This is a genomic window from Pseudomonas sp. LARHCG127 (assembly GCF_052871455.1).
Genome location: NZ_JBIXJT010000007.1, coordinates 145,683 through 168,083 on the forward strand (window position 1 = coordinate 145,683; position 22,401 = coordinate 168,083).

Annotated in this window: 21 protein-coding genes and 1 pseudogene; 9 read left to right on the forward strand and 13 right to left on the reverse strand. The window is 59.6% G+C overall.

From position 1 onward, the window contains the following. Nucleotides 1–94: 94 nt before the first annotated feature. From ACIPQ1_RS14030 to ACIPQ1_RS14050, 5 genes are all read right to left on the reverse strand, one after another. Entirely contained in the window at nt 95–1,009 is a 915-nt protein-coding gene (locus tag ACIPQ1_RS14030; RefSeq protein ID WP_186706333.1) for a glutamate/aspartate ABC transporter substrate-binding protein, read from the reverse strand. A 449-nt stretch (nt 1,010–1,458) separates the two neighbouring features. Next, on the reverse strand, nt 1,459–2,997 hold the full coding sequence (gene glpD, locus ACIPQ1_RS14035; protein ID WP_186706332.1) for a glycerol-3-phosphate dehydrogenase: 1,539 nt from the start codon (nt 2,995–2,997) through the stop codon (nt 1,459–1,461). A gap of 324 nt (nt 2,998–3,321) precedes the next feature. Further along, a complete protein-coding gene (locus ACIPQ1_RS14040) occupies nt 3,322–4,077 on the reverse strand; it encodes a DeoR/GlpR family transcriptional regulator (RefSeq protein WP_186706331.1) in 756 nt (251 codons plus the stop codon). An 85-nt stretch (nt 4,078–4,162) separates the two neighbouring features. Then, nucleotides 4,163–5,668, reverse strand: coding sequence for a glycerol kinase GlpK (gene glpK / locus ACIPQ1_RS14045; protein ID WP_053124564.1), 1,506 nt, complete (start codon nt 5,666–5,668; stop codon nt 4,163–4,165). A gap of 73 nt (nt 5,669–5,741) precedes the next feature. After that, entirely contained in the window at nt 5,742–6,593 is an 852-nt protein-coding gene (locus ACIPQ1_RS14050) for an MIP/aquaporin family protein (protein WP_411385459.1), read from the reverse strand. 324 nt (nt 6,594–6,917) lie between these two features. Here ACIPQ1_RS14050 and ybaK point away from each other — a divergent pair, with 324 nt between their 5' ends. Together ybaK and ACIPQ1_RS14060 are read left to right on the forward strand one after the other, a co-directional pair. Beyond that, the gene (gene ybaK / locus ACIPQ1_RS14055; RefSeq protein ID WP_186706328.1) at nt 6,918–7,388 is read left to right on the forward strand and encodes a Cys-tRNA(Pro) deacylase; all 471 of its coding nucleotides are present in this window, start codon (nt 6,918–6,920) and stop codon (nt 7,386–7,388) included. Nucleotides 7,389–7,563: 175 nt separating this feature from the next. Further along, entirely contained in the window at nt 7,564–8,346 is a 783-nt protein-coding gene (locus ACIPQ1_RS14060) for a PhzF family phenazine biosynthesis protein (protein ID WP_446534323.1), read from the forward strand. A 150-nt stretch (nt 8,347–8,496) separates the two neighbouring features. On the opposite strand, the gene ACIPQ1_RS14065 is transcribed toward ACIPQ1_RS14060, so the two are convergent. Both ACIPQ1_RS14065 and argF read right to left on the reverse strand, forming a co-directional pair. Then, nucleotides 8,497–9,606, reverse strand: coding sequence for an ABC transporter ATP-binding protein (locus tag ACIPQ1_RS14065; RefSeq protein WP_250963892.1), 1,110 nt, complete (start codon nt 9,604–9,606; stop codon nt 8,497–8,499). Further along, a complete protein-coding gene (argF, locus tag ACIPQ1_RS14070; RefSeq protein ID WP_186706325.1) occupies nt 9,603–10,523 on the reverse strand; it encodes an ornithine carbamoyltransferase in 921 nt (306 codons plus the stop codon). The genes ACIPQ1_RS14065 and argF overlap by 4 nt, the downstream gene beginning before the upstream one ends. 403 nt (nt 10,524–10,926) lie before the next feature. Here argF and ACIPQ1_RS14075 point away from each other — a divergent pair, with 403 nt between their 5' ends. From ACIPQ1_RS14075 to grxD, 3 genes are all read left to right on the forward strand, one after another. Then, on the forward strand, nt 10,927–11,214 hold the full coding sequence (locus tag ACIPQ1_RS14075; RefSeq protein ID WP_053124551.1) for a hypothetical protein: 288 nt from the start codon (nt 10,927–10,929) through the stop codon (nt 11,212–11,214). Between the two features lie 131 nt (nt 11,215–11,345). Beyond that, entirely contained in the window at nt 11,346–13,454 is a 2,109-nt protein-coding gene (locus ACIPQ1_RS14080; protein WP_411385456.1) for a molybdopterin oxidoreductase family protein, read from the forward strand. A gap of 89 nt (nt 13,455–13,543) precedes the next feature. Then, nucleotides 13,544–13,885, forward strand: a complete 342-nt coding sequence (gene grxD, locus ACIPQ1_RS14085; protein WP_058542208.1) for a Grx4 family monothiol glutaredoxin — start codon at nt 13,544–13,546, stop codon at nt 13,883–13,885. A 227-nt stretch (nt 13,886–14,112) separates the two neighbouring features. On the opposite strand, the gene bfr is transcribed toward grxD, so the two are convergent. After that, a complete protein-coding gene (bfr, locus tag ACIPQ1_RS14090; RefSeq protein ID WP_250963895.1) occupies nt 14,113–14,586 on the reverse strand; it encodes a bacterioferritin in 474 nt (157 codons plus the stop codon). A 198-nt stretch (nt 14,587–14,784) separates the two neighbouring features. Then, nucleotides 14,785–15,003, reverse strand: coding sequence for a bacterioferritin-associated ferredoxin (locus ACIPQ1_RS14095; RefSeq protein WP_003178704.1), 219 nt, complete (start codon nt 15,001–15,003; stop codon nt 14,785–14,787). Nucleotides 15,004–15,316: 313 nt separating this feature from the next. On the opposite strand from ACIPQ1_RS14095, the gene ACIPQ1_RS14100 reads away from it, so the two are divergent. Then, entirely contained in the window at nt 15,317–15,919 is a 603-nt protein-coding gene (locus ACIPQ1_RS14100; protein WP_003204949.1) for a peroxiredoxin, read from the forward strand. Nucleotides 15,920–16,165: 246 nt separating this feature from the next. Here ACIPQ1_RS14100 and rnt read toward each other — a convergent pair whose 3' ends face one another. Next, a complete protein-coding gene (rnt, locus tag ACIPQ1_RS14105; protein ID WP_003204947.1) occupies nt 16,166–16,843 on the reverse strand; it encodes a ribonuclease T in 678 nt (225 codons plus the stop codon). After that, nucleotides 16,840–17,886, reverse strand: coding sequence for a dihydroorotase (gene pyrC / locus ACIPQ1_RS14110; RefSeq protein ID WP_411385455.1), 1,047 nt, complete (start codon nt 17,884–17,886; stop codon nt 16,840–16,842). The genes rnt and pyrC overlap by 4 nt, the downstream gene beginning before the upstream one ends. 192 nt (nt 17,887–18,078) lie before the next feature. Here pyrC and ACIPQ1_RS14115 point away from each other — a divergent pair, with 192 nt between their 5' ends. Both ACIPQ1_RS14115 and ACIPQ1_RS14120 read left to right on the forward strand, forming a co-directional pair. After that, a complete protein-coding gene (locus tag ACIPQ1_RS14115) occupies nt 18,079–19,080 on the forward strand; it encodes a flagellar protein MotY (RefSeq protein ID WP_411385454.1) in 1,002 nt (333 codons plus the stop codon). Between the two features lie 128 nt (nt 19,081–19,208). Further along, a complete protein-coding gene (locus ACIPQ1_RS14120; RefSeq protein ID WP_053124536.1) occupies nt 19,209–20,426 on the forward strand; it encodes an argininosuccinate synthase in 1,218 nt (405 codons plus the stop codon). Between the two features lie 316 nt (nt 20,427–20,742). Here ACIPQ1_RS14120 and ACIPQ1_RS14125 read toward each other — a convergent pair. After that, a pseudogene (locus ACIPQ1_RS14125) lies at nt 20,743–20,997 on the reverse strand (hypothetical protein); the annotation flags it as partial. Nucleotides 20,998–21,463: 466 nt separating this feature from the next. On the opposite strand from ACIPQ1_RS14125, the gene ACIPQ1_RS14130 reads away from it, so the two are divergent. Further along, nucleotides 21,464–22,090, forward strand: a complete 627-nt coding sequence (locus ACIPQ1_RS14130) for a response regulator transcription factor (RefSeq protein WP_109753848.1) — start codon at nt 21,464–21,466, stop codon at nt 22,088–22,090. Nucleotides 22,091–22,145: 55 nt separating this feature from the next. Here ACIPQ1_RS14130 and ACIPQ1_RS14135 read toward each other — a convergent pair whose 3' ends face one another. Next, nucleotides 22,146–22,331, reverse strand: coding sequence for a PA3496 family putative envelope integrity protein (locus tag ACIPQ1_RS14135; protein WP_207964904.1), 186 nt, complete (start codon nt 22,329–22,331; stop codon nt 22,146–22,148). Nucleotides 22,332–22,401: the final 70 nt, after the last annotated feature.

Genomic DNA, 22,401 nt, shown 5'->3' on the forward strand with positions numbered 1-22,401 from the left:
CAGCCACCGGTTCGAGTGTTTCCAGATTTGCCAGCAGGGAGTGACCATCCCCTGAAAGGGCCGGGCCCCTTCAGGAGATAAGGTTAGTCAGAAATCAGGATTTCTTGTCGTCAGCCGCTTTATCGGTCGGCGTGGCGATCAGTGCCTTGAGTTCGTCGCTCATCGGGAAGTTGAGGTTCAGGCCTTTTGGCGGGATCGGTTGCATGAACCATTTTTCGTAGATCTTGTTGATCTCGCCCGAAGCGTAGGTGGCCTTGATGGCGTCATCGACAACCTTTTTGAACGGCTCGTCGCCCTTGCGCATCATGCAGCCGTAGATTTCGTAGGACTGTGGGGTGCCGGTGACGGCCCAGTCATCGGCCTTCTTGGCCTTGGCGGCTTCGCCAGCCAGCAGGGCGTCGTCCATCATGAACGCGACGGCACGACCCGATTCCAGCATCTGGAAGGATTCGCCGTGGTCCTTGGCGGAGATGACGTTCATGCCCATCTGCTTGTCGGCGTTCATGGCCTTGAGGATGCGCTCGGACGTGGTGCCGGCGGTGGTCACGACGTTCTTGCCCTTGAGGTCGTCGAAATCCTTGTACTTGGAGTCTTTCTTGGACAGCAGCTTGGTGCCGATCTCGAAGATGCCAACGGAGAAGGCGACTTGTTGCTGGCGCTCGACGTTGTTGGTGGTGGAGCCGCACTCCAGGTCCACGGTGCCGTTCTGCACCAGCGGGATACGAGTTTGCGAGGTGACCAGGTTGTACTTGACCTGCAGGTTCGGTACGTCGAGCTCTTTCTTCAGGGCTTCGACAACTTTCAGCTGGATGTCATGGGAGTAGCCGACCGGCTTGCCGGAAGCGTCTGCGATGTAGGAGAACGGAATGGAAGCGTCGCGATGCCCAAGCGTAACGACGCCGGACTCTTTGATCTTTTTCAGTGTGCCGGTCAGTTCGGCTGCGAAAACCGGCGTGCTGATCAGAGCGGCAGCAATGGCTGCGCCCAGGAGATGGGGAACGATACGCATCGATGTTTCCTCGACATTGTTTTTTTTATTTCGGCCGGTTCGTCGGCCCTGAGTACTTCGAGATGCCTGGCAGCTCCTGGTGTGTTGGCGTACAGGCATTCGTCTCGAGGAGTGTAGAGCATGAGTCGTGCCAGGCCAGTCTGGTCTGTATAACTATTTGTTTTTTAAACTAATTAATGTTTTGTTTCAGGTTTTGTGCGGCATGGTTTATCCGGTTAGCCGAACTGACTGGTAGGTCGTGTTCGGAAAACCGAATGCCCAGAGATCGCTTTTGATCCTTGTGGGAGCGAGCTTGCTCGCGATAGCGGTGTGTCAGTCACATAGATGTTGAAAGTGCTGGCCTCATCGCGAGCAAGCTCGCTCCCACAGGGTCTCTGTGGTGGATTCCAGAATGCAAAAAGCCCCTGAATCGCAGGATTCAGGGGCTCTTGGGTTTAGCCGGGTATCGCTCAGGCCGCTTCGATCTTGCGGCGATTGTGCTCGACCTTATCCAGGTACTGCTGCAGCTTCTGTTGCTCGGCGGGGGTGGTGAACAAACCCAGCTTGCTGCGGCGCCAGAGGATGTCCTGGGCATCGACGGCCCACTCGTCGCTGCACAGATAATCGATTTCGCGGGTGTAGAGGCCGGCACCGATGTGCTCGCCCAGATCGCCGAGGTCGTGCACGCCTTCGAGCATGCGCCAGGTACGGCTGCCATAGGTGGTGGCCCAGCGCCGGGCGATGTCGGTGGGCAGCCAGTCGAATTTGTCCCGCAGCGCCGAGCACAGTGCTTGCGGGGTGGTCATGTTTTCCCCGCCGGGGAGGGCTTCCACGGCGGTCCAGCTCCCGCGCATCTGTGTGAAGTAGGGGGCCAGTTGCGCCATGGCTGATTCGGCCAGTTTGCGATAGGTGGTCAGCTTGCCGCCGAATACCGACAGCAACGGGGCTTCTTGACCGCCGCCCGATAGCGCCAAGGTGTAGTCGCGGGTCACGGCCGATGGGTTGTCGGATTCGTCGTTGCACAGCGGACGCACACCGGAGTAGCTGTGCAGGATATCGTCGCGGCTGATTTGCTTCTTGAAGTGAGCGTTGACCACTTTCAGCAGGTAATCGGTTTCGCCTTCGGTAATCGCCACTTTGGCCGGATCGCCGGTGTATTCGCGATCCGTCGTACCGATCAGGGTGAACTGGTTCAGGTACGGAATGGTGAAGACGATGCGCTGATCTTCGTTTTGCAGAATGTGCGCATGCTCGCCTTCGTAGAGTTTCGGCACGATCAGGTGGCTGCCCTGGATCAGGCGGATGCCGTAGGGCGATTCCAGCTTCAGGTCATCGCGAATGAACTTGGCCACCCACGGGCCCGCAGCGTTGACCAGCGCTTTGGCGTGGATCGAAAACAGGCTGCCGTCGGCGCGTTCCAGGTGCAAGTGCCACAGACCTTTGCTGCGACGGGCATTCACGCAACGGGTGCGGGTGTGGACGTGCGCGCCTTTCTCCCGGGCGGCCATGGCATTGAGCACCACCAGCCGCGCGTCGTCGACCCAACAGTCGGAGTATTCGAAGCCTTTGGTGATCTCGCTTTTCAGTGCGCTGTCGGCCCCGAACTTCAGGCTTCTGGAACCGGCGAGTTGCTCACGTTTGCCCAGGTGATCGTAGAGGAACAGGCCGGCGCGAATCATCCAGGCCGGGCGCAGGTGCGGGCGGTGGGGCAGCACGAAGCGCATTTGCTTGACGATGTGCGGGGCCTTGGTCAGCAGCACCTCACGCTCGGCCAAGGCTTCGCGTACGAGGCGGAATTCATAATGTTCAAGGTAGCGCAGGCCGCCGTGGATCAGCTTGCTGCTCGCCGACGAGGTATGGCTGGCCAGGTCGTCCTTTTCGCAAAGGAACACCGAAAGACCGCGACCGGCAGCGTCCGTGGCAATCCCCACGCCATTGATACCGCCACCAATGACGGCGACGTCATAGATCTCGGCGAGAGGGGGCGTAGGCAAGGTAGAAGTGGGCATCGGCTGGCCTCGGGTTCTTTTTCACAATATTTGAATTCGAACATAAATGTTCATTTGCGAAAATACTAGCCCATAAGCACAGCCACGACCAGTCGAATTCGATTGAAATTACTGATCGAATGCGGCTGAAAGGAAAATTTACGAACAAAAAGAGAATTGTGGAATGCTTCTGTGGCGAGGGAGCTTGCTCCCGCTGGATGGCGAAGCCATCCCAAGCAGGCTGGCGTTTTTCTTCAGGCTAACCGCACCAGGCCGATTTTACGACGGCTACGCCGCCGAGCGGGAGCAAGCTCCCTCGCCACAGGGGGGGCGGCGGGGGTGAAGTCAGACCACCTCCAGCCGAATCTTGTGCTGGGTCAATAGTTGCGCCAGGGCCGGAACCGGCTGCTGGTCGGTCACCAGGCAGTCGATCAGGCTGATAGGCCCCAGGCGGACCATGGCGTTGCGCCCGAATTTGCTGGAGTCCGCCGCCAACAGCACTTGCCGGGCGTTGGCGATGATGGCTTGGGAAACCCGCACTTCCTGATAGTCGAAGTCCAGCAGGCTGCCGTCTTCATCGATCCCGCTGATGCCCACCAGGGCGAAGTCGACCTTGAACTGATTGATGAAGTCGACGCTGGCCTGGCCCACCACGCCGCCGTCACGCCGTACGTTACCGCCAGCGACCAGGACTTCGAAATCGTCCTTGGCACTGAGGATCGAAGCGACGTGCAGGTTGTTGGTGATGACCTTCAAGTGGTTGTGATTGAGCAACGCCCGGGCGATGGATTCGGTGGTGGTGCCGATGTTGATGAACAGCGAGGCGTGATCGGGGATCTGGGCGGCGATGGCTTCGGCGATGCGTTGCTTCTCGTCGCGCATCTGGTCCGCGCGCATGGCGTAGGCGGTGTTTTCCACGCTTGAATCGTAGGCGGCGCCGCCGTGGTAGCGGCGCAGCAGGTTCACTTCCGCCAGTTGATTGATGTCGCGGCGGATGGTTTGCGGGGTGACGACAAATAGCTGCGCCATTTCCTCGATGCTGACATAGCCGCGCTCGCGGACCAGTTCGAGGATTTGTTGCTGGCGGGGAGGCAGATTCATGGGGCTTCCTTTGGGCTGCCGTACAAAATTTGCCCATGATGCCGCAGGAATCCACTCCCGGCCAGTTTCGGAATCTTGTCGGCCTTTATTCCGCGTCTTCGTGGGGCTCCCAATCGCGGGTGCGGCTGACCGCTTTCTGCCAGCCGGCGTAGAGTTTCTCTTTCGCCGGCTCGTCCAGTTGCGGTTCGAATTCGCGCTCGATCACCGCTTTGCCCCGCAGTTCTTCCAGGCTGCCCCAGAAACCGCACGCCAGGCCGGCCAGGTACGCCGCACCCAAGGCCGTGGTTTCACGCATTTTCGGCCGCTCGACCCGGGTGCCGAGGATGTCGGCCTGGAACTGCATCAGGAAATTGTTCGCCACCGCGCCACCGTCGACGCGCAGGGCCCGGAGGCGTTCGCCCGAATCCTGCTGCATGGCGTCGAGTACGTCGCGGGTCTGGTAGGCAATCGACTCCAGCGCTGCGCGAATAATGTGATCGACCCGTACGCCGCGGGTCAGGCCGAACAACGCGCCACGGGCATAGGGGTCCCAATACGGCGCGCCGAGGCCGGTGAAGGCGGGCACCAGGTACACGCCGTTGCTGTCCTTGACCTTGTTGGCGAAGTATTCGGTGTCCAGGGCGTCGTTGATGATCTTCAGTTCATCGCGCAGCCATTGGACCGTGGAGCCGCCATTGAATACCGCGCCTTCCAGGGCGTAGGCCACTTCGCCACGGGGGCCGCAGGCGATGGTGGTGAGCATGCCGTGATTGGATTTCACGGCCTTCTTGCCCGTGTTCATCAGCAGGAAGCAGCCGGTGCCGTAGGTGTTTTTCGCCTGGCCCGGCTCCACGCACATCTGCCCGAACAGGGCGGCCTGCTGATCGCCAGCGATGCCGCCAATGGCGATGCCGCTCTTGGTGCGGCCGTAGATTTCCGAAGACGACTTCACTTCAGGGAGCATTTCGCGAGGGATGTCGAGGATCTCGAGCATCTTCGCGTCCCATTCCAGCGAGTGGATATTGAAGAGCATCGTGCGCGAGGCGTTGGTGTAGTCGGTGACGTGGACCTTGCCGCCGGTGAATTTCCAGATGAGCCAGCTGTCGACGGTGCCGAACAGCAGCTCACCGTTGCGCGCGCGCTCGCGGCTGCCTTCGACGTTGTCCAGGATCCACTTGAGCTTGGTGCCGGAGAAGTACGGGTCGGTGACCAGGCCGGTGGTCTGGCTGATGTATTGCTCGTGGCCGTCGCGCTTGAGCTGTTGGCAGATCTCGGTACTGCGCCGGCACTGCCAGACGATGGCGTTGTAGATCGGCCGACCGGTGGTCTTGTCCCAGACCACGGTGGTTTCCCGCTGGTTGGTGATGCCGATGGCCGCCACTTGGTCATGGTGCAGGCCGGCCTGGGCCAGGGCCTCGACCATGACCGCGCTCTGGGTGGCGAAGATTTCCATCGGGTCGTGTTCGACCCAACCGGCTTGTGGGTAATGCTGGGCGAATTCGCGCTGGGCGGTGCAGACCACGTTGGCGTCACGGTCGAAGATGATCGCCCGCGAGCTGGTCGTACCCTGGTCGAGGGCAATGATGTAATTCTTGTTCTGGATATCGGTCATGTCGATTGCCTTGGGACGTAAAAGGAAGAAGCCACGGCGCAGGTTCGATGGGCAAGAGCCTGCGTCGACTGTTTCAGGATGTTCTGGGCTTGCCGTCAATGGCCGGTGTTGCATCCTTTGTAGCAGTTATGGCGCTGGGCAGGTGGCGGGCAATCAACCCGCGATAAGCCGCGGCACCGAGGCACGCACCGATGATCGGCGCAAAAACCGGAACCAGGAAGTACGGGATATCGCGTCCACCCGTGAGGGAAATTTCACCCCAGCCTGCGAAGAAAGTCATCAGTTTAGGACCGAAGTCCCGCGCCGGGTTCATCGCAAAGCCCGTCAGCGGTCCCATGGAGCTGCCAATCACGGCAATCAGCAGGCCGATCAGCAACGGCGCCAGTGGGCCACGGGGCAAGCCGTTGTTGTCATCGGTCAGGGACATGATGACCCCCATCAGAATGGCGGTGATGATCGCTTCCACGAGAAAGGCCTGGCCAGTGGACAATGCCGCGTGCGGGTAGGTGGAGAACACCGAGGCCAGTTCGAGGCTCGCTTCGGTGCCGCGAACCATGTGCCGGGATTGTTCGAAATCGAAGAATAGATTGCTGTACAGCGTGTAGACCAGAAGGGCGCCGCAGAAAGCGCCGGTCACTTGGGAAATGATGTAGAAGGGCAGTTTGCGTTTTTCAAAGTCGGTGAACAGGCACAGGGCGATGCTGACGGCGGGGTTGAGATGGGCGCCGGAAATGCCCGCGCTCAGATAGATTGCCATGCTGACACCGACGCCCCAAATGAGGCTGATTTCCCACAAGCCGAAACTCGCACCCGCGACCTTGAGCGCCGCGACGCAACCGGTGCCGAAAAAGATCAGCAGGCCCGTTCCCAGGAATTCGGCCAGGCATTGGCTGGACAGGGGCGGCTGTTGTAAAGCAGTTGTCATTCAAACCTCGGTTTTTTGTTGTTTTGCAGCGCGTTCGATACAGCACGATTGCGCGATTTCCACCGAGGCAGGATCCCCATCCTGATCTCGGGTTGCAGCTTGAGACATGCAATGTGGCTTTCAGTTTCGAAAAAATATAGACAAGAAACGCTGGTGTCAAAGGTCGAAAGTGAACCGTCGGTCATATTTCAACTATTCGCGCTGTGAATGACTCCCCTGTTGGCGCGGCGTCGCCGGTCGTTGCAGTGCAGTCCCGGAGCCTTTTCACAGGCGATGGCTTAGAATCCGCTCACTCGTTTTGGATTTCCTTTGTCAGGAGCGGTCATGACACCCGCGTTGGATCTGCTTAAGAAAGTGCGCGCCGAACATCGCATCCACAGCTATGAACACGACCCCAAGGCTGCTTCCTATGGCTTGGAGGCGGCGGAAAAGCTCGGGCTGGATCCGGCGCAAGTGTTCAAGACGCTGTTGGCGGCCAGTGAAAAAGGTGAGCTGTTGGTGGCGGTAGTGCCTGTGGCCGGGAGTTTGGATTTGAAAGGCCTGGCCCATGCCGCCGGCGTGAAGAAGGTCGAGATGGCCGACCCGGCCGCCGCGCAGCGTTCGACCGGTTATTTGCTCGGCGGGATCAGCCCGCTGGGGCAGAAGAAGCGTCTGCGCACGTTTATCGACAGTTCCGCACAGCCGCTCGCCAGCATGTTCGTCAGTGCGGGGCGGCGTGGGTTGGAAGTCGAGTTGGCGCCTTCGGTATTGAAGGAGCACACCGGGGCGGCGTTTGCCGATATTGGGCGGACTTGATAGCCGGGTGGCTGCTGCGCAGCCAAGCGGGAGCAAGCTCCCTCGCCACAGGGGCGTAAGGCCTGGCCGATGTTTTTATCCGGCGCTGTAGGGTGAAAATTCTGCTGATCTGTCTCTGGATTAAGCCTTGCCGCTGCACCCATGCTGGCGCATCAGAAAAATAAGGAGAAGTGCCATGCAGCTTGCGTTTCATCAGGTCGATGCGTTCAGTGACCGGCCATTCGGCGGTAACCCGGCGATGGTCTATCGGCTCGACGGCTGGCTTGCCGATGACTTGATGCAGAAGATTGCCGCCGAACATAACCTGGCCGAAACCGCGTTTCTGGTGCGTGAAGGCCAGCATTGGCATATCCGCTGGTTCACCCCTACCACCGAAGTCCCGCTGTGTGGGCACGCCACGTTGGCCAGCGCTTACGTGCTGTTCGAGGTCTATCACGAACCCGTCGAGCGCCTGGATTTCATTTGCCGGTCCGGTTCGCTGAGCGTGACGCGCGAGGGGGATCGGCTGTGGCTGGATTTTCCGGCCGTCGTGCCTGCCGAATTGGGCGTCTCCCTGGCGGTGCAGAGTGCCTTGGGCGTCGAAGCGGTGGATGTGTTGAGTTCCAACGAACTGTTCGTGGTACTGGAATCGGAGCAAGCGGTGCTCGATTGCAAGCCGGACATGGCGGCCCTGGCGAAACTGCCCTGGCCCGGCGCTATCGTCACCGCACCGGGGAGCAAGCATGATTTTGTCTCGCGCTATTTTGCCCCGGCGATCGGCATCAACGAAGACCCGGTGACTGGCTCGACCCATTGCAGCCTGATTCCCTACTGGTCCAAACGCCTGGGTAAACACGGGCTGACGGCTTATCAATGCTCGGCCAGGGGCGGGACGTTGTTTTGCCGGTTGGAAGGTGAGCGGGTGAAGATCGGCGGGCATGCGACGTTGGTGGCCAGTGGGACGTTGATGCTGGGGTGAGTCAGCACTCAAGCCAATGAGATCTGTGGGAGATCAACTGTGGGAGCGAGCTTGCTCGCGATAGCGGTGGTTCAGCTCGCATCAATGTTGAATGTGCCTACGCCATCGCGAGCAAGCTCGCTCCCACAGAGGTTCGTATTTCTTCGGATTTTAGCTGGCCGCGCTGTAGCGTCGCACACCGCTGTCCACCGGCGGGATCTGCGCCGCCGTACTGCCCGAGGCCTGGAACAGCACCAGGTGCTCAGCCGCCACGCGGATGCCGACGTCGGCGCCCACCTGATGGTCGGCATGGCTGGGGAAGATCGATTCCAATTGCGCGCCTGTGGGCAACTGCAGGCGATACAAGGTTGAGGCGCCCAGGAAGGTCTTGCCGATGATTCTGCCGGTGAGCGGGCTGTCCGGCGCATAGACGATATCGTCTGGGCGCAGCAGCACATCCACCGCACCGCCGATGGGCCAGGTATAGGCCCGGTTGCCACGCAGGATGCCCAGTTCGGTCTGTACCGATTCCGGGCTGTCGAGCTGGCCACGAATGAAATAGCCCTGGCCAATGAAACTGGCGACGAATGGCGTCAGCGGTTCGTGGTACAGGTTGTAGGGCGTGTCCCACTGTTCCAGGCGACCTTCCTTGAATACGCCGACATGGTCACTGACGGCGAAGGCTTCTTCCTGGTCATGGGTGACCAGGATCGCGCTGGTGCCACGGGCCTTGAGAATGTCCCGAACTTCATGGCTGAGCTTGCGGCGCAGCTCGCCATCGAGGTTGGAGAACGGCTCGTCGAGCAACAGCAACTGCGGTTCCGGCGCCAGCGCACGGGCCAGGGCCACGCGTTGTTGCTGGCCGCCGGACAGTTCATGGGGAAAACGCTTGCCCAGGTGCTTCAGGTTGACCAGTTCCAGCAGCTCTTCGACGATGCGGTCCTTGTCCGGATGCTTGCGAATGCCAAAGGCAATGTTCTGTGCCACGCTCAGGTGGGGAAACAGGGCGTAATCCTGGAACACCATGCCGATGCGGCGCTTTTCCGGGGCGAGGGTGAAACCGGCGCGGGAGATGGTTTCCCCAGCCAGTTGGATTTCACCCTCATGCACCGGTTCGAAGCCGGCAATGGCACGCAACGTCGTGGTCTTGCCGCAGCCGGACGAACCGAGCAGGCAACCGATGTCACCGGCATTGAGGTGCAGGTTGAGGTTCTGGACGACCCGCTGGTCCTGGTAGCCGCAGGCCAGGTTGTGCAAGTTCAGCAGCAGGGCGTGGCTCATGCGTGGTGATACGCCGGCTCGACCAGGAACTCGAGCAGGGCCTTTTGCGCGTGCAGGCGATTTTCGGCCTGGTCCCAGGCTACCGAACGCGGATCATCCAGCAGGTCCATGCTGATTTCCTCGCCACGGTGGGCCGGCAGGCAGTGCATGAACAGCACGTCGGCATCCGCCAGGTCGAGCAGGGCCCGATTGACCTGCAGTGGCGCGAACAGCTCCAGGCGCCTGGCGGTTTCCTCTTCCTGGCCCATGGAGGTCCAGACATCGGTGCTCACCAGGTGTGCACCGGCCACGGCCTGTTTCGGATCGCGGACGATGGACACTCGGTCCCCGGCCTTGGCCAGCAGCTCGGCATTGGGGTCAAAGCCTTCAGGGCAGGCAATGCGCAGCTGGAAGTCGAATTGCATCGCCGCTTCTATATAGCTGTTGCACATGTTGTTGCCATCGCCGATCCAGGCCACGGTCTTGCCCTGGATCGAGCCACGGTGCTCGAGGAAGGTCTGCATGTCGGCCAGCAGTTGGCAAGGGTGCAGGTCGTCGGACAGGCCGTTGATCACCGGTACGCGGGAATGGGCCGCGAACTCGGTCAGGGTGCTGTGGGCAAAGGTACGGATCATCATCGCGTCCAACATGCTCGACATGACGATGGCGCAGTCGCTGATGGGTTCGCCACGGCCCAGTTGGGTGTCACGGGGCGACAGGAAGATCGCCTGGCCGCCCAGCTGGATCATGCCGGCTTCGAAAGAGATGCGGGTGCGGGTCGATGATTTCTCGAAGATCATCCCCAGCACACGGTTTTTCAAGGGCTCGAACAGTACGCCGCGGTTACGCAGGTCCTTGAGCTCCACGCCTCGACGGATCACGCCGAGCAACTCATCGGGCGTGAAATCCATCAGGGAGAGAAAGTGCCTTGCGCTCATGATTGACTACCTTTTTGTAACTGACCGCAGATGCTCAAAGCCTTGTCTAATGAAAAAACGGGCGAGACCTGCGGCAAAAGCCGCACGGGGCGACGAAATAGGGGAAGGCGCGATCTTATAATTAAATGTCGCGTCTTACCAATAGGGCTACGGTTTTTGGGGCGTTCAGCGAGGCCATCCCAGGACTACGATGGCAAATTTGTGGCCGGTTTCCTGGCAGCAGCGACCCATTTGTACACTGGCGTTGCTCGGCTTGGCAATCAAGCGTGGCGGGCGCGTGATGGAGGATGGTCGGTTTTTGCCATGCCATTGTGTCCTTTCGCCTGTCTGCTGGTGCTTGTGAAACATTTCCTAATGCAAAGGCCTGGGTTATAAATGAGCCTCAGCGGCACAGGAGCCCGAAATGGATTCGAAAGAGCAACAACTGATGGAATTGCTGGGGCTGACCGCACGCTCGCTGACGCACCTGACGGCTTCGGTGACGTCCATGTCATTCGAATTGCTGCGCAGCGATGACGAAGTGACCAAGGCCGCCGGCCGGCGGATGATCGATCGCATGGCCACGATCAGCAGCGGCCTCGACGAGCATTGGCGGTTGATTGGCGAGCTGACCGGTGTACCCATCGCCCAGGAACAAGTGGAAACCATCGAGGAAATCCAACTCCTGGCGCCACCTCCCGAAGGCCCTTGATCGCAGCTCATCGGCGGGCCTGATGCCCGGCAATTCACAGGACGAACGTCGCTGGCGCTGCCGGGAATCACGCGCCATAGTTTTGTTCCCGCGGCCGAAAGTGCCCGCCACGAATAAAACAGAGACTGGCCATGACCAAGACTCTCCACCACCGTGCGTGCCATCTGTGTGAAGCCATCTGTGGCTTGACCCTCGAAACTACTGAAACCGACGGCCAGGGCCTGGCGATCACCTCGATCAAGGGCGATGCGCTGGACACGTTCAGCCGTGGTCACATCTGCCCCAAGGCCGTGGCCCTGCAAGACATCCAGAACGATCCAGACCGCCTGCGCCAACCCATGCAACGCGTCGGCAGCGAATGGCAACCCATCGCCTGGGACGATGCCTTCGCGCTGGTGGCCGAACGCCTGGCGGCTATCCAGGCGCGTCACGGCCAGAACGCGGTGGCCGTCTACCAGGGCAACCCCAGTGTGCATAACTATGGGCTGATGACCCACAGCAACTATTTCCTGGGGCTGTTGAAGACCCGCAGCCGTTTCTCGGCGACCTCGGTGGACCAACTGCCTCATCATTTGACCAGTCACCTGATGTACGGTCACGGCCTGCTCCTGCCGATTCCAGACATCGATCACACCGATTTCATGTTGATCCTCGGCGGCAACCCACTGGCTTCCAACGGCAGCATCATGACCGTGCCAGACGTGGAAAAGCGCCTCAAGGCGATCCAGGCCCGTGGCGGCAAAGTGGTTGTGGTCGATCCACGCCGCAGCGAAACGGCGGCCATAGCTGACCAGCACGTCTTCGTCCGCCCGGGTGGCGATGCCGCGCTGCTGTTTGGCTTGCTCAATACCTTGTTCGGCGAAGGCTTGACCCGTGACAGTCATCTGCCGGTGGACGGCCTGGACGAGGTGCGCGCGGCCGTCGCTTCCTTCACGGCTGAAGCGATGAGTCCGCTCTGTGCGGTGCCGGCCGCGCAGATCCGGCAATTGGCCCGGGACTTCGCCGCTGCGCCGTCAGCGGTGTGCTATGGACGGATGGGCGTGTCGACCCAGGCGTTCGGCACGCTGTGCCACTGGCTGATCCAGGTGATCAACCTGGTCACCGGCAATCTTGATCGGGTGGGCGGGGCGCTGTGCACCGAGCCGGCGGTGGACCTGGTGGCCACCACCTCGGGTGGGCATTTCAACCGTTGGCAGAGCCGGGTGTCCGGGCGTCCCGAATACGCCGGGGAGCTGCCGGTGTCAGCCCTGGCCGAGGAGATGCTGACCGAGGGCGAAGGCCAGATTCGCGCGTTGGTGACCGTGGCCGGCAATCCGGTGCTGTCGACGCCCAACGGGCGGCAACTGGAGCAGGCCCTGGATGGGCTGGAGTTCATGGTCAGTGTCGATTTGTACATCAACGAAACCACCCGTTACGCGGACCTGATCCTGCCCTCGACCTCGGCCCTGGAAAACGATCACTACGACACCACGTTCAACCTGTTCGCCGTGCGCAACGTGACCCGTTTCAACCGGGCGATCCTGCCCAAGCCCGAGGGGGCGCTGCATGACTGGGAAATCTTCGTCGGCCTGGCCAAGGCCTTCGCCGCCCGGACCGGCAAGGAGCTCAAGCCGACCATGCCGCCGGCACAGATGATCGATTTTGGCCTGCGCAACGGGGCGTATGGCGACGCCTCGCCGCACAAGCTGTCCCTGGTGACCCTGTTCGACCATCCCCATGGCATCGACCTCGGCGCGCTCAAACCCAACTTGGCTCCACGGCTGAAAACCGAAAACCAGCGGGTGCAGGCCGCGCCAGCGGTGATTCTCGCTGACCTGGCGCGCTTTGCCGCGTTGCAGGCGCCTGAGCCGGATGAGTTGCTGATGATTGGCCGCCGCCATGTGCGCAGCAACAACTCCTGGATGCATAACTTCCATCGATTGGTGAAGGGCAAGCCGCGTCATCAGTTGCTGATGCACCCGGATGACCTCGCTTCTCGCGGCCTTGTCGATGGGCAGCGCGTGACCGTCAGTTCGCGGGTGGGGGTCATCGAAGTCGAGGTGCTGGGCAGCCTGGACATGATGAAAGGCGTGGTCAGCCTGCCCCACGGCTGGGGCCATGCCCGGCCGGGCGTGCAGATGACCATTGCCAGCGCACAGCCAGGCTCCAGCGCCAACGACTTGACCGATCACTGTCAGCTCGATGAGTTATCCGGCAACGCGGCGCTCAACGGTGTTCCGGTGAAGGTGGCGGCTGCGTAAAATTGTCCCTGAGCAGCACGTTCTGCTTTCCGTTACAATGCGCCACCGTGTCGACATCTGAAGTCGCAAAGTTTAAGCCGAGGTGCTCCGTGGATATCATCGAAACGATTAAAGACCAGATTGCCAACAACACCATCCTGCTTTACATGAAAGGCTCGCCGAACGCGCCACAGTGCGGTTTCTCGGCCAAGGCCGCCCAGGCGGTGATGGCGTGTGGCGAGAAGTTTGCCTACGTGGACATCCTGCAGAACCCGGAAATCCGCGCCAACCTGCCCAAGTACGCCAACTGGCCAACCTTCCCGCAATTGTGGGTGGGTGGTGAGCTGATCGGCGGTAGCGACATCATGACCGAGATGGCCGCTGACGGCTCTCTGCAGACCACGATCAAGGCAGCTGTGGAAGCAGCAGCGGCGAACAAGACCGAAGCCTGATCCATGGAAGTCTGTTCACCACACTGGTTGTGGTGAACATTAGACCTTGTGGGAGCGAGCTTGCTCGCGATAGCGGTGTGTCAGTCTCTGTTGATGTTTCTGATACAACGCTTTCGCGAGCAAGCTCGCTCCCACAGTGGTTTCGGTGTGGCCTGGAGTCCAGGTAATAAAAAGCCCCGCCTCTCGAAAGAGGGCGGGGCTTTTTAGTGGCTTGCTACTGGGGAAACTTACTCTTCACCCATCTGCGATTGCAGGTAGTTCTCCAGACCGATCTTGTCGATCAGGCCCAGTTGGGTTTCCAGCCAGTCGATATGCTCTTCCTCGGATTCGAGGATGTCTTCCAGCAGTTCACGGCTACCGAAGTCGCCAACGCTTTCGCAATGGACGATGGCGGCCTTCAGGTCGATGTGGCCGGCTTTCTCGATACGCAGGTCGCACTCGAGCATTTCCTGGGTGTGTTCGCCGATGTGCAGCTTGCCCAGGTCCTGGACGTTCGGCAGGCCTTCGAGGAACAGGATGCGCTTGATCAGCTTGTCCGCGTGCTTCATCTCGTCGATGGACTCGTGGTACTCGTGCTTGCCCAGCTTGTTCAGGCCCCAGTCCTCGTACATGCGCGCATGCAGGAAGTATTGGTTGATCGCGACCAGCTCATTGGCAAGGATCTTGTTGAGATGCTGGATGACTGTAATGTCGCCTTTCATGATGAGGCCTGCCCTGTAATAGCTGTGTATAGGGCGGAGTTTGAGCCGCGTATTTACCAGTGTCAAACCTAAGTTATTGAATAATAAATGAAAATTAATCGGAATAAGAATGTTTGTGTTCCGCGTCTGGACGCTAACTATTTGATTTTCAGGCATAAAAAAACCGGACACTAAGTCCGGTTCCTTGAAAAGCTGTGTTTACGCGGCAGTAAATTCTACCGGGTAAGGGATCGAGGCCTGTGCCGTTTGCACCTTGGCGAGGGTTTCACGCACCACTTCCTTGGCCAGGCAGGCACATTTGCCGCATTGGCTGGCTACGCCGGTGGCCTGGCGGACTTCGCGATAGCTGCAGCAACCTTCATAAATCGCTTCGCGGATTTGCCCGTCGGTGACGCCAGTGCAGAGGCATACATACATAAGTGAGAACCGTCGCTGGTTGTGACTCAATTGAGACGGATCTTAATGTTAACGAGAATGATTGTCAAAGTGGTTTCTCAAGGACTTTCACCCAGGTGACGTCAGGCTGACGAACGGTTTTATCCAGCGCGACGAAAGCGGCCCGCAGCGGGGCGGCGATTTTTCGATACCACAAAAAACCGTTGAAGACAGTCCAAATGCGCGGTGTATGATGGTCGGCCCTTGTAAGCGGGTTCGTGTCACAGGGCTGTCGCCTGAGGGTGGCAGGCTGGCCCGGACCTTGTTTTCACGCTATTACATCAGGAGATATCCCATGAGCGTACTCGTAGGCAAACAAGCCCCGGACTTTACCGTTCCAGCCGTCCTCGGCAACGGCGAAATCGTCGACAGCTTCACCCTGTCCTCGGCCATCAAAGGCAAATACGGCCTGGTGTTCTTCTATCCGCTGGACTTCACTTTCGTCTGCCCATCCGAGCTGATCGCACTGGATCACCGCATGGACGATTTCAAGGCGCGCAACGTTGAAGTGGTCGCTGTTTCGATCGACTCGCACTTCACCCATAACGCCTGGCGCAACACCCCGATCAACAATGGCGGTATCGGCCAGGTGAAATACACCATGGCTGCCGACATGAAGCACGAAATCGCCAAGGCCTATGACGTTGAGTCCGAAGGCGGCGTGGCTTTCCGTGGTGCGTTCCTGATCGACGACAAGGGTGTCGTCCGTTCGCAGATCATCAACGACCTGCCGCTGGGCCGTAACATGGAAGAGCTGATCCGTCTGGTCGACGCGCTGCAATTCCACGAAGAGCACGGCGAAGTCTGCCCGGCCAACTGGAAAAAAGGCGACAAGGGCATGACCGCATCGCCTGAAGGCGTTGCCGCTTACCTGGGCGAGCACAGCGACAAGCTGTAAGCGCACCCAGGCATAAAAAAACCGGCCCTCGATGGGCCGGTTTTTTATGGGCAGTGCAAACCGAATGATCGGCAGAGACGCAGAATCTTTGGCTCTGGACCCTGTGGCGAGGGAGCTTGCTCCCGCTTGAGTGCGAAGCGCTCACAAAATATTTGGGGCGGCTACGCCACCCAGCGGGAGCAAGCTCCCTCGCCACAAGAGCCACAAGAGCCACAAGAGCCACAAGAGCTGGATCTGGCGCCGATGTCAGTCGTCGAAATCCTGCCAGCCACCCATCTCTTTCCACCGGTTGACGATGCCGCAGAACAGCTCGGCGGTCTTCTCGGTGTCGTAGCGGGCCGAGTGGGCCTCGCGGCCATCGAAGTCGATGTCGGCTGCCTGGCAGGCCTTGGCCAAGACAGTCTGGCCGTACGCCAGGCCCGCCAAGGTCGCGGTGTCGAAGCTGGAGAATGGGTGGAACGGGTTGCGCTTCATGTCCAGGCGCGCGACGGCGGCGTTGAGGAAGCCCAGGTCGAAGCTGCTGTTGTGGCCGACCAGGATCGCTCGCTTGCAACCGTTGGCTTTCAGCGCCTTGCGTACGCCACGGAAGATGTCGGTCAGGGCTGTTTCTTCGCTGACCGCCATGCGCAGCGGGTGATCGAGCTTGATCCCGGTGAACTCCAGGGCCGCCGCTTCGACGTTGGCGCCTTCGAACGGTTCGACGCGGAAGAAGTAGGTGTGATCAGGGAACACAAAGCCTTTTTCGTCCATGCCGATGGTGGTCGCGGCGATTTCCAGCAGGGCGTCGGTGGCGGAATTGAAACCACCGGTTTCGACATCGACGACGACCGGCAGATAACCACGGAACCGCGCGGCCATGGGGTGACGGGCGCCGCCCGAACCACCGTTGCCGTCCAGCTCGTCGTCGAAATGATCTTCACTCACGCGTTTTCCTCCAGCAGGCGCCAGCGCAGTTTTTCACCGGCGCGCAGCGGGATGACGGTCTGCTCGCCGAAGGGCAGGCTGACAGGGGCGGTCCATTCGTCACGGACCAGGGTAATACGATCGGTGTTCACCGGCAGGCCGTAGAACCGCGGACCGTGCAGGCTGGCAAAGCCTTCGAGCTTGTCCAGCGCGTTGCGCTGTTCGAACGCCTCGGCGTACATCTCGATGGCGGCATAGGCGGTGTAGCAGCCGGCGCAACCGCAGGCCGCTTCCTTGGCGTGCTGGGCGTGGGGGGCCGAGTCGGTGCCGAGGAAAAACTTGGCGCTGCCGCTGGTGGCGGCGTCCAGCAAGGCTTCCTGGTGGGTATTGCGCTTGAGGATCGGCAGGCAATAGAAGTGCGGCCGGATCCCGCCCACCAGCATGTGGTTGCGGTTGTACAGCAGGTGATGGGCAGTAATGGTCGCGCCGACGTTGGCCGGTGCCTCGTTGACGAACTGCACGGCATCGCCGGTGGTGATGTGTTCGAACACCACCTTTAGGGTCGGGAAACGCTCCACGACGCGACGCATGTGCTCGTCGATGAAGATCTTCTCGCGGTCGAACACGTCGACGTCGCCCCGGGTGACTTCACCATGGATCAACAGCGGCATGCCGACTTCGGCCATGGCCTCCAGCGCCGGGAAGATCTTGTCGATGCTGGTGACGCCGGAATCGGAGTTGGTGGTCGCGCCGGCGGGGTACAGCTTGGCGGCGTGGACAAAACCGCAGGCCTTGGCGTCGCGAATCTCTTCGGGCTGGGTGCGGTCGGTAAGGTAAAGCACCATCAGCGGTTCGAAGCGGCTGCCAACCGGGCGCGCGGCGAGGATACGCTGGCGATAGTCATCGGCCTCGGCGGCGTTGCGCACGGGCGGAACCAGGTTAGGCATGATGATTGCGCGCCCGAAGGTGCGCGCGACATCGGCGACGGTATGGGTCAACACAGCACCATCGCGAAGATGAATATGCCAGTCGTCGGGACGCAGCAGGGTCAGGCGGTCGGACATTGGGGGGCTTCCAGGCGGGTCAAACTCTGGGGAATGCTACCGGAAAAGACCGATTCAGGCACCCGCTATCAAGTTCTGCCACAACTTACCGATAGCTCCTACAGGTGTGCCACGAATCCGTGCAGTACCCCGGACAGGCGTCATGCCCTCAAGCAGGCGTCGATCTTTGTATAAAAGTCAGTGGAGCCTCCCGTGCGCCAGCGTTATCTAGCCTTGCTCAGTGTGTTTGCCAGCCTTCCCGCCATGGCGCTCACTTTCCAGACCCGTCTGGAGAGCATCGAGTGGACGGTCGAAGGCGACAAGTTCGAGTGCCGGCTGAGCCAGCCGATCACCGATTTTGGCAGCGGCGAATTCGTGCGCAAGGCGGGGGAGCAGGCCACGTTCCGCCTCAAGGCTTATAACCCGATGCTCGGTGGTGGCTCCGCAACGTTGCTCGCGGCCGCGGCGCCCTGGCAGCCAGGACGGGGCGATATCAACCTGGGCTCGGTCAGGATCGGCAGTGGCGATGTGCTGTTCGACAGTTCCCAGGTGCAGGCAGGCCGGCTGATCAGCGGATTGATGGAAGGTCGCAGCCCCGTGGTTCGACGCAACACCGAGGATGGGCGCGTTTCCGAAGTCCGGCTGCTGCCCGTGCGCTTCAACAAGGCGTTCAACGATTACCAGGGCTGCGTGGCGAAACTGTTGCCGAAGAACTTCGAACAGATCAAGCAAACCCAGATTGGTTTCCCCGGCGAGGGGGTTGAGCTGGACGCTCGGGCCAAGGCTCAGTTGCAGGTCATGCTCGACTTCATCAAGGCCGACCCGAGCGTCAATCATGTCGAGCTTGATGGCCATTCCGACAACAGTGGCAACCGCCTGACCAACCGTGAGCTTTCGCGCCGTCGGGCCCTGGCGGTTCAGGACTTCTTCAAGGCCAACGGCTTCCAGGAATCGCAGTTCACCGTGCGCTTCCACGGCGAGCGTTATCCGCTGGTCGCCAATACCAATGCCGCCAATCGGGCCAAGAACCGTCGTGTCGTCGTAAAACTGGAGCGGGTGGCAGCCACCCAGGCTCCGGCGCCACAACCGGCAACACCAGCGGCAACGCCTGCATCGCCTGCCGTGGCACCCGCTGCTGCGCCGGGCAAGACGCCGACGCCGGTTGTCCCGGCCAAGTCGGCTGCGCCTGCCGCGACGACTGCGCGCACTTCCTGATCCCGCGCGGATCGTCGCGCAGTCGACATAATCTGTCGCTTCGTCGTCATAAGCTGTCGCGCCTCTGTAAATTATCCGCGCTGGACGTTAGACTTCCCGGCTTTCCGTACAACCCGTGGAGTGATGGCATGGCGGACGTAAACAAGGTCGTTCTGGCGTATTCCGGCGGCCTGGACACTTCGGTGATCCTCAAGTGGCTGCAGGACACATATAACTGCGAAGTGGTGACCTTCACCGCTGACCTGGGGCAGGGCGAAGAAGTCGAGCCTGCACGCGCCAAGGCCCAGGCCATGGGCGTCAAAGAGATCTACATCGATGACCTGCGCGAAGAGTTCGTCCGCGACTTCGTGTTCCCGATGTTCCGCGCCAACACCGTTTACGAAGGCGAGTACCTGCTGGGTACGTCCATCGCCCGTCCGTTGATCGCCAAGCGCCTGATCGAAATCGCCAACGAAACCGGCGCCGACGCCATTTCCCACGGCGCCACCGGCAAAGGCAACGACCAGGTGCGTTTCGAACTGGGCGCCTATGCCCTCAAGCCGGGCGTGAAAGTCATTGCACCGTGGCGTGAATGGGACCTGCTGTCTCGCGAAAAACTGATGGACTACGCCGAGAAGCACGCGATCCCGATCGAGCGCCACGGTAAGAAAAAGTCTCCGTACTCGATGGACGCCAACCTGCTGCACATCTCCTATGAAGGCGGCGTGCTGGAAGACACCTGGACCGAGCACGAAGAAGACATGTGGCGTTGGACCGTCTCCCCGGAGAAGGCCCCAGATACCCCGCAGTACCTGGAACTGACCTATCGCAACGGCGATATCGTCGCACTGGACGGCGTGGAAATGAGCCCGGCCACCGTGCTGGCGACCCTGAACCGCATTGGCGGCGAACACGGCATCGGTCGCCTGGACATCGTCGAGAACCGTTATGTCGGCATGAAGTCCCGCGGCTGCTACGAAACCCCGGGCGGCACCATCATGCTGCGCGCCCACCGGGCGATCGAATCGATCACCCTGGACCGCGAAGTGGCCCACCTCAAGGATGAGTTGATGCCCAAGTACGCCAGCCTGATCTACACCGGCTACTGGTGGAGCCCTGAGCGTCTGATGCTGCAACAGATGATCGACGCTTCCCAGACCAACGTGAACGGCGTGGTACGCCTGAAGCTGTACAAGGGCAACGTGATCGTGACCGGGCGCAAGTCCGACGACTCGCTGTTCGATGCCAACATCGCGACCTTCGAAGAGGACGGTGGCGCCTACAACCAGGCCGACGCAGCCGGCTTCATCAAGCTCAACGCACTGCGCATGCGCATCGCAGCGAACAAGGGTCGCAAGCTGTTCTGACCTTGGTTATCCAAAAAACGGCCTGCCTTGAGCAGGCCGTTTTTTTTGTCCTCTTTTTTGTGCATGCCGCAGGTTCGTACCCGATGGCTCATTTATCCTGCCCGTGGGCTGCAAGATCTGTCTGGTTGTAGATGACGTACACGATGATGCCGGCGTGCCTTAAATGCTCCGATCGACAGGTCTCGATCAAGCGCTGGGATTGGCTGCATAAGGTACACAGGGTGTCCGGCGATTCACGGCTGTTTCGATGCAGGCCTATCAGCAGCAGTTGCTCCTTGCCCGTCTGGCGCAGCATTCGTTTACGCCGACCGGTCGTGTCATCCATGGTCTTTATAAAGTGTTTGCTCTTGCGAAAATCCGAAGGTGAATACAAGGAGCGGTAATTGAAGTTGAGCGTGATGAAAAAAAGCAACAATAGATAAAACGGGAAGCTGATCAGGAACCAGAGGTAATACTCGCGATCCTGATCATCCAGGAACGGCAGCGAAATCGCCGCGGAAGTTTCGGATAAAGTTGCGAATATGGCGATAAGGGTCATGGGGTTGGTGATGGTTTTCAAAGGTTTGTTCATGGTTAATGCTCATGGAATATTCATGCTCGGTGAGTAAAGTGAAAAAAGTGTTTTGTGATAATAAGGTGTCACGATAACAGTCAGGGGTGCTGGTATTTAATATCACGTGCCTGAGCGTCTTTTATATATGAATTCCTGTTGCTGAAGTGAGGCGCGGCAGTTTTAACAGCAAACAATTCAGTTACTCTTTATGAATAAAGAGCTTTCAGGCGGTCGGTCCGTGGCGGGCATGGCGGTGAAAGAGCGCATTATTCGTGGGGGGGGGCCGGAGTCTTGGTGAGGTCGATCTTTCTCTGAAAAAAATTCAGGACACATTTTTCCTGCCAGGATTTGTAGGAATTTTCTGTATAGCTTGTAGGTTCTGTCTCTCGGTGCGAGCGGTCAGGGGGGGGCAGCATGCCAAGGTAGAAATGACTAGGCTATTGTGCGTGCTCTAAAAATTCGAACAGCGAAGTTGGATTTGCCCATGAATAAAGTGCTGATCGTGGATGATCATCCCGTCATTCGTCTTGCTGTACGTTTGCTGATGGAGCGTCATGGATATGAGGTCGTTGCCGAAACCGACAACGGCGTCGATGCGCTACAACTTGCTCGTGAACTTATGCCCGACATCGTCATTCTTGATATCGGCATTCCGAAGCTGGACGGGCTGGAGGTTATTGCCCGTTTGGCGGCCATTCCTTCATCAATGAAAGTGTTGGTGCTGACTTCCCAGGCGCCTGGACATTTTTCGATGCGCTGCATGCAAACGGGGGCGGCCGGGTATGTCTGCAAGCAACAGGACCTTACTGAGTTATTAAGTGCAATAAAGGCAGTGCTGTCAGGTTATAGTTACTTCCCCAACCAGGCACTGCACACGGTGCGATCGAGCCTGGGTAATGCCAGTGAGTCCGATATGGTTGATCGGTTATCGGGGCGGGAAATGATGGTCTTGCAGCAACTGGCGCGCGGCAAGACCAACAAGGAAATCGCCGATGGAATGTTCTTGAGCAACAAGACCGTCAGTACTTACAAGACTCGCCTGTTATTGAAACTCAATGCCCGTTCGCTGGTCGACCTGATCGAACTGGCGCAGCGCAATGGGTTGGTGTGAGGCTTCAGGTCACGCGTACTCAGTAAAAAGCCTCCATCAGGGAGGCTTTTACGTGTCAGAGATCAAAGTCGTATTCGGCCAGTTGCTTCTGTAAACGGCGCTCTTCCAACAGGTTATCGATGGTGCGACGCTTGCTCAGGTTGGTTTTTGCCACTTCCGGCACGGCCACAGGTTCGACGTCGTCGGCTTCAACGGCGGTGAATTCGTCTTCTACATCCAGTTGTTCTTTGCCAGCACTCATGGGTTCGACTCCAGGCTAAGACTGCCATTGGCGCTCCTTATATCGATAAACCACGAGCGGGTAAAAAAGA

Bases quoted from the DNA above. Each gene is read 5' to 3' on its own strand.
- ACIPQ1_RS14030 (WP_186706333.1), bottom strand. From the start codon at position 1,009: ATGCGTATCGTTCCCCATCTCCTGGGCGCAGCCATTGCTGCCGCTCTG.
- glpD (WP_186706332.1), bottom strand. From the start codon at position 2,997: ATGCCCACTTCTACCTTGCCTACGCCCCCTCTCGCCGAGATCTATGAC.
- ACIPQ1_RS14040 (WP_186706331.1), bottom strand. From the start codon at position 4,077: ATGAATCTGCCTCCCCGCCAGCAACAAATCCTCGAACTGGTCCGCGAG.
- glpK (WP_053124564.1), bottom strand. From the start codon at position 5,668: ATGACCGATATCCAGAACAAGAATTACATCATTGCCCTCGACCAGGGT.
- ACIPQ1_RS14050 (WP_411385459.1), bottom strand. From the start codon at position 6,593: ATGACAACTGCTTTACAACAGCCGCCCCTGTCCAGCCAATGCCTGGCC.
- ybaK (WP_186706328.1), top strand. From the start codon at position 6,918: ATGACACCCGCGTTGGATCTGCTTAAGAAAGTGCGCGCCGAACATCGC.
- ACIPQ1_RS14060 (WP_446534323.1), top strand. From the start codon at position 7,564: ATGCAGCTTGCGTTTCATCAGGTCGATGCGTTCAGTGACCGGCCATTC.
- ACIPQ1_RS14065 (WP_250963892.1), bottom strand. From the start codon at position 9,606: ATGAGCCACGCCCTGCTGCTGAACTTGCACAACCTGGCCTGCGGCTAC.
- argF (WP_186706325.1), bottom strand. From the start codon at position 10,523: ATGAGCGCAAGGCACTTTCTCTCCCTGATGGATTTCACGCCCGATGAG.
- ACIPQ1_RS14075 (WP_053124551.1), top strand. From the start codon at position 10,927: ATGGATTCGAAAGAGCAACAACTGATGGAATTGCTGGGGCTGACCGCA.
- ACIPQ1_RS14080 (WP_411385456.1), top strand. From the start codon at position 11,346: ATGACCAAGACTCTCCACCACCGTGCGTGCCATCTGTGTGAAGCCATC.
- bfr (WP_250963895.1), bottom strand. From the start codon at position 14,586: ATGAAAGGCGACATTACAGTCATCCAGCATCTCAACAAGATCCTTGCC.
- ACIPQ1_RS14095 (WP_003178704.1), bottom strand. From the start codon at position 15,003: ATGTATGTATGCCTCTGCACTGGCGTCACCGACGGGCAAATCCGCGAA.
- ACIPQ1_RS14100 (WP_003204949.1), top strand. From the start codon at position 15,317: ATGAGCGTACTCGTAGGCAAACAAGCCCCGGACTTTACCGTTCCAGCC.
- pyrC (WP_411385455.1), bottom strand. From the start codon at position 17,886: ATGTCCGACCGCCTGACCCTGCTGCGTCCCGACGACTGGCATATTCAT.
- ACIPQ1_RS14120 (WP_053124536.1), top strand. From the start codon at position 19,209: ATGGCGGACGTAAACAAGGTCGTTCTGGCGTATTCCGGCGGCCTGGAC.
- ACIPQ1_RS14130 (WP_109753848.1), top strand. From the start codon at position 21,464: ATGAATAAAGTGCTGATCGTGGATGATCATCCCGTCATTCGTCTTGCT.
- ACIPQ1_RS14135 (WP_207964904.1), bottom strand. From the start codon at position 22,331: ATGAGTGCTGGCAAAGAACAACTGGATGTAGAAGACGAATTCACCGCC.